This is a genomic window from Pseudoalteromonas atlantica (assembly GCF_043641955.1).
In the GTDB taxonomy this organism is placed as follows: Bacteria; Pseudomonadota; Gammaproteobacteria; order Enterobacterales; family Alteromonadaceae; genus Pseudoalteromonas; species Pseudoalteromonas atlantica_A.
Window position 1 is genome coordinate 1 of record NZ_JBHZRV010000030.1, and the last position, 1,028, is coordinate 1,028.

The following is a 1,028-nucleotide window of genomic DNA, read 5'->3' on the forward strand; positions in this document are numbered from 1 at the left end:
ACAACACCAGCACCTACAGTACGGCCACCTTCACGGATAGCGAAACGAAGACCTTCGTCCATCGCGATTGGCGCGATTAGAGTTACTGTCATCTTAACGTTATCACCAGGCATTACCATTTCTACGCCTTCTGGTAACTGTACGTCACCAGTTACGTCAGTTGTACGGAAGTAGAACTGTGGACGGTAACCTTTGAAGAATGGAGTATGACGACCACCTTCATCTTTAGAAAGTACGTATACTTCTGAAGTGAAAGTTGTGTGTGGCTTGATTGAACCAGGCTTAGCTAGTACTTGACCACGTTCAACATCTTCACGCTTAGTACCACGTAGAAGTGCACCAATGTTCTCACCAGCACGACCTTCGTCAAGAAGCTTACGGAACATTTCAACACCAGTACAAGTAGACTTAGTAGTCTCTTTGATACCAACGATTTCAACTTCGTCATTCACGTTGATGATACCAGCTTCAACACGACCAGTTACAACTGTACCACGACCTTGGATTGAGAAAACGTCTTCGATAGGCATGATGAATGGCTTATCGATGTCACGCTCTGGCTCTGGGATGTAAGAATCTAGTGCTTCTGCAAGCTCAACGATCTTGTCTTCCCACTGCTTTTCGCCTTCAAGTGCTTTAAGAGCAGAACCTTGAATTAGTGGTAAGTCATCACCTGGGAAGTCATATTCAGAAAGAAGTTCACGAACTTCCATTTCTACTAGCTCAAGTAACTCTTCATCATCAACCATGTCACATTTGTTCATGAATACGATGATGTAAGGAACGCCAACCTGACGAGAAAGTAGGATGTGCTCACGAGTTTGTGGCATAGGACCATCAGTTGCAGCAACAACTAGGATAGCGCCGTCCATTTGAGCAGCACCAGTGATCATGTTTTTAACATAATCGGCGTGTCCAGGACAGTCTACGTGTGCGTAGTGACGAGTAGGTGTATCGTACTCAACGTGTGAAGTTGAGATTGTGATACCACGCTCGCGCTCTTCTGGAGCGTTATCGATTGATGCGAA

At 45.3% G+C, this 1,028-nt stretch carries 1 protein-coding gene; it reads right to left on the reverse strand.

Annotated features, from left to right (window positions below; all coding sequences use genetic code 11):
* On the reverse strand, positions 1-1,028 hold a 1,028-nt coding region (gene tuf / locus ACHUE3_RS19865), incomplete at both ends, for an elongation factor Tu (protein WP_394194021.1).